Origin of the sequence: Saccharomonospora sp. NPDC046836 (assembly GCF_040645195.1) — a bacterium.
Taxonomy (GTDB): domain Bacteria; phylum Actinomycetota; class Actinomycetes; order Mycobacteriales; family Pseudonocardiaceae; genus Prauserella_A.
Window position 1 is genome coordinate 1 of record NZ_JBEYXW010000082.1, and the last position, 7,910, is coordinate 7,910.

At 67.0% G+C, this 7,910-nt stretch carries 5 protein-coding genes; 3 read left to right on the forward strand and 2 right to left on the reverse strand.

The features are described from left to right. Nucleotides 1–243: 243 nt before the first annotated feature. On the forward strand, nt 244–1,521 hold the full coding sequence (locus ABZ863_RS34740; protein ID WP_358543955.1) for a serine hydrolase domain-containing protein: 1,278 nt from the start codon (nt 244–246) through the stop codon (nt 1,519–1,521). Nucleotides 1,522–1,538: 17 nt separating this feature from the next. On the opposite strand, the gene ABZ863_RS34745 is transcribed toward ABZ863_RS34740, so the two are convergent. Then, nucleotides 1,539–4,469 (reverse strand): BTAD domain-containing putative transcriptional regulator, encoded by a 2,931-nt coding sequence (locus ABZ863_RS34745; protein WP_358543958.1) that lies wholly within the window; start codon nt 4,467–4,469, stop codon nt 1,539–1,541. A 140-nt stretch (nt 4,470–4,609) separates the two neighbouring features. Continuing rightward, nucleotides 4,610–5,263 (reverse strand): metalloregulator ArsR/SmtB family transcription factor, encoded by a 654-nt coding sequence (locus tag ABZ863_RS34750; RefSeq protein WP_358543961.1) that lies wholly within the window; start codon nt 5,261–5,263, stop codon nt 4,610–4,612. Between the two features lie 47 nt (nt 5,264–5,310). On the opposite strand from ABZ863_RS34750, the gene ABZ863_RS34755 reads away from it, so the two are divergent. Further along, on the forward strand, nt 5,311–6,561 hold the full coding sequence (locus ABZ863_RS34755) for an MFS transporter (protein WP_358543964.1): 1,251 nt from the start codon (nt 5,311–5,313) through the stop codon (nt 6,559–6,561). Nucleotides 6,562–6,664: 103 nt separating this feature from the next. After that, entirely contained in the window at nt 6,665–7,261 is a 597-nt protein-coding gene (locus tag ABZ863_RS34760) for a TetR/AcrR family transcriptional regulator (protein ID WP_358543967.1), read from the forward strand. The last annotated feature ends 649 nt before the right edge of the window (nt 7,262–7,910 follow it).

Here is a 7,910-nt window from a genome sequence, read left to right on the forward strand (position 1 = left end):
ACCGACTCGTCGAAGAATTCGGAGTCGACCCCAACCCCGAACTCATCAACGTCCACCGACAACTCCTCCGCCAAGAACTCCCCACCCCACCCACCCCACCCACCACAACCACCACCTGCAGCCCCACCTGCTGCTACCACCAACACCACGCAGCGAGGTAGGGAACGCCCCAGTGGTCGAACCTGCCTGGGGTTGACATCCCTCAGTACGTTGCACAGCAACATCGATTGCAGTGAGGAATGCATGTCCGAGAAGATCTCCCTGAGCAGACGCAGCTTCGGCAAGCTCGCCGGCGCGGCGGGTATCGGCGCACTCGTCGGCAGCGGCGCCCTGACGGGGACCTCGGCACAGGCGGCACCGGCCTGGCGCACCACCGGTACGGCCGTGTCCGCGCTGAAAAGCTTCGACGATCAGATGAAAGCCTTCATGCAGGCGCGGGGCGTGCAGGCCGGTCAGCTCGCGGTGACCTACCGGGGCAGGCTCGTGCTGGCGCGGGGCTATACCTACAGCAATGACAGCACGCTGTCCGTTCAGCCGACATCGCTGTTCCGCATTGCAAGCCTGTCGAAATCGCTGACGGCGTCCGCTCTGGCCCGGCTGGCCCAGGACGGCAAGCTGAACCTGGGTAGCCCGGTGACGTCGTTCCTGGATCTCACCCCGCCGGAAGGGCAGACCAGGGACGCCCGCCTGGCCAACGTGACGCTGTGGCGGCTCTTGCAGCACACCGGCGGCTGGGACCGTGACATTTCCGGTGATACGCCGAGCATGAGCCGGACGATCGCCAAGGCGCTCGGTGTCCCGCTGGAGCTGCGGCACAGCGACGTGATTCGGTACTCGTCGGGGCGACCGCTGGACTTCAAGCCGGGAAGCGGGTACGCGTACGGCAACTACGGCTACCAGCTCGCCGGGCGGATCGTCGAGAAGGTCAGCGGCATGAGCTACGAGTCGTACGTGCGGCAGAAGCTGCTCAATCCCCTCGGCATCACGCGGATGAAGCTGGGTAACAGCATCAGCAGGCATGCGGGCGAGGTGCCTTACGAATCGCAGTACACAGGGGTGACCGTGCTCGACAACTCGGGCACCATCGTCCCCACCCCATACGGCGCGTTCAGTATGCGCCTCCACGATTCCTCAGCCGGCTGGGTCGCCTCTGCAGTGGACCTCGTCCGCTGGGCTAGGGCATTCGACAAGGGATCGGCTGCCCTGAACGACTACTCACTGGGCAGGGTCTTCGCCAAACCGGAAACGGGAATCAACGCCGAGGGCTACTACTACGGTCTCGGCTGGTATGTACAGCCGAAAACTACAGGCAACGGGCGCACGACCTGGCACACCGGCAACCTGCCCGGCACGTACTCACTCTTGATGCGAACCTATGAGGACATGAGCTGGGCAGCGCTGTTCAACCAGCGGGATGACCCATCTGGTCTGCCGTACTCGGACATCAAATCCGCGATGTGGGACGCCCGGCGCGGGGTGACCAGCTGGCCGAGTCACGACCTTTTCCCACAGTATTTCTGAGCAGCCACGGTTTGCCGCTATTCCAGTGACTCCCTGTCCGGCAACGACTGATCTGTTGTTTCGGCGTGACTTTTCTGAACCGCGTTCCCGACGAATACCTGCGATCCGGTGAGCACGCTTTCGAGAAGTCTGTTGCGGTGCAGGTTGGGCGTATTCAGAAGCAGGGTCGCGGTGCTTTCGTGGTTCGCCGCGGCCTGGTCCTTGCCCAGCATTTTCAGCGCGCGGGAGATCTGGCGATGCGCCGCGCCCTGGCCGTAGTAGTCGACATGCCCGCTCAGCAACTCGAGAACGCGGTAGGCGTCATTGACGGCCGCATCAGGGTCCTGCCGTCGCAGCTGAACCTCCGAGCGGACCAGTAGCGCTTCCCATTCATCGTGCTGGGTATTGAGCTGCCGGCAGAGATCTACGCATTTGTCCAGCCAGGCCAGGGAATCCTCGAGGTTCCCGAGTTGGCAATGCACCTGACCGAGCGCGACGAGCGCATACGACTCGCACGTGGGATCGCGATCGTGGGATAGCTCCAGGCTCTGCTCGGCAAAGCTCAGCGCCGCATCGTAGCGCCCTGCTTGCAGGTGAACGTCGGCGATGCAGGCGTGTACCAATGGCTGGGCGTCGCGAGGTCCGTGCTTCTCGAACAGCTCGCCGGCTTGCTCGAGACACCGGAGCGCCTCATCCAGCCTGCCCATCTCACGAAGCAGGATGCCGATGTTGCCGAGTGCGCGGCCTTGGCCAGGCAGGTCATCGCACCTCTTGTAGTGCGCGAGTAGCCGGATGTACTGGGCGTGCGCCTCCCCCAGCCTGCTGAGACGCTGATTGATCAGGGCCTGGATGTCCAATGCGGCACCGATCGCCTCATCGGTACCGAGCCGATCCGCGGCGCGGGTCGCAATCTGGGCGACTTCGATGACGTCCGTGCGCATTTCCCTGTCCCACAAATACAACCGGAGATGGTGCGCGATTTTGAGTGCTTGCGGGGCGAGTTCGCTGACGTCTGCGGCAAAGCGCGCAGCCGCCACCAGGTTTTCGATCTCGTCGGAGATCCAGCGTACGGAGTCGGAGATCTCCGGCAACTCACGACCCGAGGTCGCGGTATTCGCCGCCGTTGTATGCGGCCGCAGCCGCGCATGCGCTTCGTCGAGCCGCGCCCGATAGTGACCCAGCACCCTGGTCACGGCGGCGTCGCGGTCGCTCGCCGTCTCGTTGCGCTCCGCCTGTTCCAGCGCGAACAGCCGCACCAGGTCGTGTAACCGGTACCGGCCCGGAGCGGTCACCTCGACCAGTCTGGCCTGGACCAATGGTCCCAGCATGCGGTCGGCGTCGGTGTCGGTGCGGCTCAGCAGCGCACCGACCACCGGAATGCTGAAGTAGGGCAGCGGCAGGAGACCGAGCAAACGAAAAGCCCGCGCGGCGCCCTCATCGAGGTAGCGGTAGCTCAGCTCGACGCTGGAGCGCACCGCGAGGTTGTCGATGTTGAGCTCGTCGAGCCGCCGCCGCTGGTCGGTGAGGCGAGCCAGCAGGTCGGCCATGGTCCAGTCCGGCCTGGCACTCAGCTTCGCCGCTGCGATACGCAAGGCCAGCGGTAGGTAACCGCAGACCTGGGCTATCCGGGAGGCGTCGGCGCGTTCATCGGCGGTGAACGAACGGCGAGTGTGGCCGATGAACAGGTCGACCGAATCGTCTTCCGCCAAGGGCTCGAGCGCGACCTGCCGGGCGTCCACGGTGGCGAGCATCCGCCTGCTGGTGATCAGCACTGCGCTGCCGGAACTTGTCGGCAGCAACGATGTCACCTGACTACTGTCGACGGCATTGTCGAGCACCACGAGTAACCGCTTGCCCGCCACCATCGATCGGTATAGCTCCACCAGCTCCGCGGTCGCCTCCGGGATGCTGTGCTGCGGCACCCCGAAGGCGCGGACGAAGCGGCGCAGGACGTCTTCCGGCGCAACCGGCGTCGCACCAGGTGTCGAGCCGAGCAGATCGGCGTAGAGCTGACCGTCTGGAAAGTGGTCCGTGAGTCGATGCGCCACTCGAAGGACCAATGTGGACTTTCCTTGTCCGCCAGGCCCGTGCACGGCCAGACGCGCCGCGGTAGCCGCGTTGTCGCGTACGGCGGCGAGCAACGCCGCCGACTCCGCCTCCCTCCCGATGAAAACGTCCGGTGCCGGGGGAAGCTGGCGGGGAACTATCGCGGCCGTTGCGAGCAGGTCGCCGCCGGCCAGAATCGCGGCGTGCGCGTCGCGAAGCTCTCTGCCGGGGTCCACACCGAGCTCGTCGGCGAGTAACCGCCTACCTTCCTCGAACGAGGACAACGCATCGGCCTGCCGTCCAGACCGGTGCAACGCGAGCATCAGCTGCGCCCGCAGGCTCTCCCGCAACGGATGGTCGGCCAGTGCCTGCGTCAGCGCGGGAACGAGCTCGGGCAGCCGGCCCGTGGCCAATGCGGCGGCGGCATGCGCTTCCACTGCTGCCAGGTGTTCCTCTTCCAGTGCGTCGGCCAGCCGCATTCCGCGAGTCGTGCTGCGTAGCTCGACGAGCGCGGGCCCCCGCCACAGGTCCAGCGCCCGGCGGAGCAGACCTTCCTCGACCTCCGGTGACTGCCCTGCCGCGTCGGACACCAGCTGCCGGAAACGGTGGAGGTCGAGTGCTCCCTGAGGGACCGCGAGGCGGTACCCCTCACGGGTGCCGCGGATGTCGACCGCAGGACCAACCAACCGGCGTAGCTGTGACAGGCGTACCTGAATCAGCTTCCGCGCGCTCGCGGGCGGATCCTCGCCCCAGAGAACCTGGGTCAGCAGCTCGTGCCTGACCAGCCGGCCGGCATGCAGCAGTAGTAGCCCCAGCAGTTGCGGCGCCTGCCCGGACGGCAGGAGGACGAGCCTGCCCTCACGGTGAACCTCCAGCGGGCCGAGGATGCGCAGTTCGATGGTTCCGACATCGCCTGCATTCATCCGTACCCCTGGCCTGGTCGACCGCCTTGCGACACACCTAGCGCGTTCAGCTTATGGCAGTAATTCTGAGAACGTTTGACGAGCCGGGTCAGCGGTCACCGATCAGGTGGCCGACGTGTCCGAAAAAGCCGATTCTCGCGTCAGGTTGCGACGGGCAGATCAGCCAGCCGCCATTCGAGCATCCCGTCGACCAGCCGCCTGGCCGGTCGTCCGAGGGCGGCGAGCAGGCGAACCGCGTCGTGGGCGAGCACGCAGTAGGCGCCCCGGCAGTAGGCGACGATCTCCTGATCGGCCGGGAGTTCGGCAAGCCGCTCGGCGAGCTCGGCCACGGGGATGGACACCGCGCCGGGGATGTGCCCTGCGGCGTACTCCTCAGCGGGGCGTACGTCGATCACGGCGACGCTGCCGGAGCGGACTCGCTGCAGCAACTCGGCACGGGTCACCTTGTCGGTGTCGGGACCGAGGTAGGCGTTGCGGGCGGCTTCGACATCCGGCAGGTGCTCGTTGGCGACCGTACGCACCAGCGCGTACAGGGCGGCGACATCGGGACCGGCGAGCCGATAGTAGATCTTGGTGCCCTGCCGACGCGTCGCCACGAGGTTGGCCTGCTTGAGCGTCTGCAGATGAGCTGATGCGGTGGTCACGCCGAGCCGCGCGGCCCGCGCGAGCGCGTCCACCGTCCGCTCCCCCTGCGCCAGCAGGTCGAGCAGCTCGAGTCGTTTTCCGCTCGCGAGAGCCTTGCCGACGCGAGCGAACTGATCGAACAAGGCAGTCTTCGCATCCCGCTCACCCATGGTTCTCCAATCTTCTATGGAATAGCGTAGGAGATAGAGGAGGGGCGGTGAGCAGAGCGGGCCAGGTTCTTCGGTTGGGGATTCGCGCCAACCTGGCCCAGTTCAGCCTGCTGGTCGCGGTCAACGCGCTGGTCGGCGGCATGCTCGGGCAGGAACGCACCGTGGTGCCGCTGCTGGCTGAGCAGATCTTCGGCCTGACCGGCTACACCTTCCTGCTCACCTACGTGCTCGCCTTCGGCGTGACCAAGGCCGCCACCAACTACTTCGCGGGCACCCTGTCGGACCGCTTCGGCCGCAAACCGGTCCTGCTCGCCGGGTGGGTGATCGCGGTTCCCGTGCCGCTGATGCTGATCTGGGCACCGTCGTGGGACTGGGTGGTGGCCGCCAACGTCCTGCTCGGCCTCAACCAAGGGCTCACCTGGTCGACCACCGTGATCATGAAGATCGACCTCGCCGGCCCGTCCCGGCGCGGGCTGGCGATGGGCCTCAACGAAGCCGCGGGTTACGGCGCCGTCGCCGTCACCGCGCTGGTCACCGGCTATCTCGCCGCCGAATACGGCTTACGCCCGGCACCGTTCCTGCTCGGCCTTGCCTACGCCGCCCTCGGTCTCGGCCTCACGTTGGTCTTCGTGCGTGAGACCCGCGGCCATGCGGCCCTCGAAGCGAGGCAACACACCGCACGGGCCGAACTGACCACCCGGCAGGTGTTCGGCTACACCAGCGTGCGCGAACCAGCCCTGTCGGCAGCCAGCCAAGCCGGGATGGTCAACAACCTCAACGACGGGCTTGCGTGGGGCCTGTTCCCGATCCTGTTCACCACAGCCGGGCTCTCGGTATCCCGCATCGGTGTTCTCGCCGCGGTCTATCCGGCGGTCTGGGGTGCCGGGCAGTTGGTGACCGGGCCGTTGTCGGACCGGTGGGGCCGCAAACACCTCATCACCGCCGGCATGCTGCTGCAGGCTTTCGCGCTCGCCCTCATCGCCACCGCCGACACGTTCACGGCGTGGCTGGTGGCCGGGGCGCTGCTCGGCGTGGGCACCGCGATGGTGTACCCGACCCTGCTCGCGGTCATCGGCGACGTGGCCCATCCCGCCTGGCGTGCCCGCTCCGTCGGGGTCTACCGGCTCTGGCGCGACGGCGGCTTCGCCGTCGGCGCCCTGCTTTCCGGTGCGGTCGCCGACGTGTGGGGCCTGCGTGCTGCCGTCTGGGTGGTCGCGGCCATCACCGCCGCCTCGGGGCTGATCGTCGCGGTACGGATGTACGAAACCCACCCACGCGCCCACCGCGGTGCGCCGTGACTGTCCCCAGTGGACTGGCTGGCGGTCCCGGCAGCCGAGTTGATCGTCACCACAGTCCTGAGAGGCACGCAACATGAGCCGTCACCCCGGCTAGGCTGGCCCAATGGCACCGAAGACGCGCGACCTGCTGATCTCCGCCGCGGCCGACCTGCTGGATCAGGGCGGCTTGGAAGCGGTGACGCTCCGCGAGGTCAGCCACCGAGCCGGCGTCTCGCACAACGCGCCCTACAAGCACTTCGCGGACAAGGAGGCGCTGCTCGCCGCAGTGGCGGCGAAGGAGATGACGAGGCTTGGCTCGACGTTCGCCGCGCTGGAGGCGGATCACTCGGCGCCGGAGGACATGCTTCGATCGGCGATGCGCGAGTACGTCGTGTGGGCGCTGAGCTACCCGGCCCGCTTCAAGCTCGTCTTCGGGACGTGGACGACGGGCACGGAGGAGTTGGCCATGGCCGCCGAGTCCAGTCGCACCATTCTCATCGGCCTCGTCGGCACCGCTCAGCGCGCCGGGGTGCTGCCGTCAGGCGATGTGGAACGTACGGCGGCGCTGCTGCAAGCCGTCGTGCACGGAGCGGTCGACCTGGCGTTGAGCGGCCACCTCGCGATCGGCGGCAAGGGGCACGCCTCACCAGAAGATCTCGTCGACGATCTTCTCCGCCACCTGCGGATCTCCGCGACAGCAGCCACTCACCGCAAGTCGTGACGGCGCTCCTCTTTCGGCGGGCGTCCGCAGGGTCTGCGTCGCGGGCCACGTAGCCGCGATCGAGGAGGACACGCGGGGCGACGGCCACGTCGGTCCAGTTCGAGGGCGCCGGCCACTACGCCGCTCTGGAGGCTCCCGAGCCACTCTCGGCCGCGATGCCTCGACTTCCTGAGCAACGTCGACCGGGCTTGTCAGAGCAGCGGGCCCCAACCGCGACTTGTCGTCGCTCCCCGCAGCTGTCCACCAGGATCGTTCAGTTCGCGCGCCGTCCGTCATGACGCCAGCGCCACAGGATCTGGTGGGGTGGCGGGACTCGGTTTCGGCCACGTGCGAACCGTATGCAGGGTGTTGCGGCGCGGTCGTTGTTCGGGGTCGATGTGGGGTGGGGGGATGTACCAGGGGATTCCGTTGGTCATGCGGATGGTCCAGTCGCTGTGGTGCACCACCCGGTGGTGAGTCGGCGGCGGGAACTTCCCCCGCCGCCGCTCTCAGAACCGTGCGTGACACTCTCGCGTCACACGGCTCCCGTTGTCGAACCTGCCGGGAGTGCTCCGTGTCGCCAATGCACGAACATGCTCCGGTATTGCGTAGCGATCTGGGCGATCCGCTTCCGGGCCTTCGCTGGCCACCGGTGCAGGTGTTTGAATTT

What these genes read in the sequence shown, in the direction of transcription:
- ABZ863_RS34750 (WP_358543961.1), bottom strand. Translation starts at nt 5,263, where the DNA reads ATGGGTGAGCGGGATGCGAAGACTGCCTTGTTCGATCAGTTCGCTCGC.
- ABZ863_RS34745 (WP_358543958.1), bottom strand. Translation starts at nt 4,469, where the DNA reads ATGAATGCAGGCGATGTCGGAACCATCGAACTGCGCATCCTCGGCCCG.
- ABZ863_RS34760 (WP_358543967.1), top strand. Translation starts at nt 6,665, where the DNA reads ATGGCACCGAAGACGCGCGACCTGCTGATCTCCGCCGCGGCCGACCTG.
- ABZ863_RS34740 (WP_358543955.1), top strand. Translation starts at nt 244, where the DNA reads ATGTCCGAGAAGATCTCCCTGAGCAGACGCAGCTTCGGCAAGCTCGCC.